At 62.7% G+C, this 1,885-nt stretch carries 2 protein-coding genes; both read right to left on the bottom strand.

The genetic code is table 11. The annotated features are described in order from the left end of the window. Window positions 1-124: 124 nt before the first annotated feature. Complete coding sequence (locus AX735_RS21860) at window positions 125-781, bottom strand: response regulator (protein WP_066284758.1); 657 nt, start codon at window positions 779-781, stop codon at window positions 125-127. A 53-nt stretch (window positions 782-834) separates the two neighbouring features. After that, on the bottom strand, window positions 835-1,885 hold a 1,051-nt coding region (locus AX735_RS21865; RefSeq protein WP_231750218.1), incomplete at its 5' end, for an ATP-binding protein.

Below are 1,885 nucleotides of genomic sequence, written 5' to 3' on the forward strand. Positions count from 1 at the left end.
TCGTCAGGCTCATAACCTGAAGGTCGCAGGTTCAAATCCTGCTCCCGCAACCAATATGGAATACCCCGCAAAAGCCCGCCCTTCCGGCGGGTTTTTTGCGTTTGGAGGGCTGTTGCTGCCGCGTTCAGACCTGGCCCGAGCGGAACGCCTCGCGAATGGCTTCGCTGCGCGAGTTCACCTCGAGCTTTCGATAGATCGACTTCACATGGGTTCCGACCGTATGCGGCGAAATGCCCAGTGTTCTGGCGGCCTGCTTGTAGCTTTCCCCCCTGGCAAAGGCCTGAAGCAATTCGGTTTCGCGTTGCGAGAGCCGACTTTCCGGTGAGACGATGCCGATCGGCTCCGGATCTGCGCGCAGGAAGCCAAGCAGATAGATCGCAGCTGCGGGACTGACGGGGGCTCCGCCTTCGAGCGTCGCTGCAATCCCGTCGAGGATGACCTGCGGACTGCTGTCCTTGAGCAGATAGCCGTCCGCGCCCGCCATAATAGCTTTTACTACTGTTTCTCGATCGCCAAAAGTGCTGATGATCAGCGCCTTGGACCCCGCATGCTGCTTGATCTTCGGTACCAGATCATAGCCCAGTCCATCGGGCAGCCCGATATCGAGCAGGAACAGATCGGGTGACTGGTCGATCAACGCGTCCGCGCTGGCGATGTCGGGGGCCATGCCGAGGATTTGAAAGCCTGGCTCCATCGCGATAATGCCCTGGAAATACTGGCGCACCATCGGGTCGTCCTCGACGATAGCGATCCGTGCGGAGGGGCGTTGGTTCTCGGTCATGAAGCCTTATTGCCCGAAATCCCACCGATGCGAAGATACCATGCTATGGGATGTCACTCCGCCGCCTGCGCCAGGCGAAGCGGGAGCGTCAGGGTGATGCGCGTGCCTGTGCCGTCCTTTCCGGGCTCCACTATCACTTCACCCTGCACCGATGCGGCGCGCAAGCGCATGTTGGTGAGGCCGCGTCCCGCCTGACCCCGAGTGGTGATGCCCTTGCCATCGTCTTCGATCTGCAGCACCAATCGGTGGTCCGATACGACCGCATTCACCGCGATACGGCTGCATTCGGCATGCTTGAGCGCATTGGTGACGGCCTCCTGCAGCACGCGGAAAATCTGCAGAACATCGCGCGGTCCGAAATCGGATAGCGTTGCGATGGCTGCGTCCTCCTGCCAGTCGAAGGCGATGCCGGTGCTCTCGATCCTGGGCTGTACCCGCGCCTTGAACGTGGCGAGGGCCGCGCTCAACGACTCCCCGACCGAATCCATCGAATCCACCATCAGCCGCATCTCGTCGATCACCGCTTGCAGACCTTCGGCGACGACCGCCGGTTCGGCGATTCCGACGCGTGCGGAGAGCATGATCGACATCAGCTGGCTGCCGAGGCCATCATGCAGATCGCGCATGATGCGGCTGCGTTCGCCCTGCACGGCAGCTTCCGCCTCGCGCTGGCGCAGCAGGGCTGCAGTGGTTTCCAGTTCGGCCTGCTTTTCGGCAATGCGCGCATCGAGCAGCGCATTGGCATGTTCCAGCCGCCGCGAGAGCACCCGTGCACGCCGAACGAAGCCCAGCAACAGCAGCACCGAGAGCGCCAGGATGCCCAGCGGTGCCATGTTGAGCGATAGCGGCGTGACCTTCAGGCTGCCGATCAGGTCGGCGATGCTGATCGCGGGGATCAGCATGACGACGGCCGCGTCGGGGACAAGCGATCGACCCTCGATCTTCAGACCGCGAACGACGCAGGACAGGATGGCGATATTGGCGAACAGCACCGCCAGCAGCTCGTTCAGTTGCCGGACGGCGAGCGGCAGTCCGTTGGTCGTCGGCACAGCGGCGAGGGGGGCGATGGCCAAGGCAAGCGAGCAAGCGATCAGCGCCCGGTCG

Origin of the sequence: Blastomonas sp. CCH1-A6 (assembly GCF_001556365.1) — a bacterium.
In the GTDB taxonomy this organism is placed as follows: Bacteria; Pseudomonadota; Alphaproteobacteria; order Sphingomonadales; family Sphingomonadaceae; genus Blastomonas; species Blastomonas ursincola.

Coding starts and splice junctions, on each gene's coding strand:
- AX735_RS21860 (WP_066284758.1), bottom strand. CDS start 781: ATGACCGAGAACCAACGCCCCTCCGCACGGATCGCTATCGTCGAGGAC.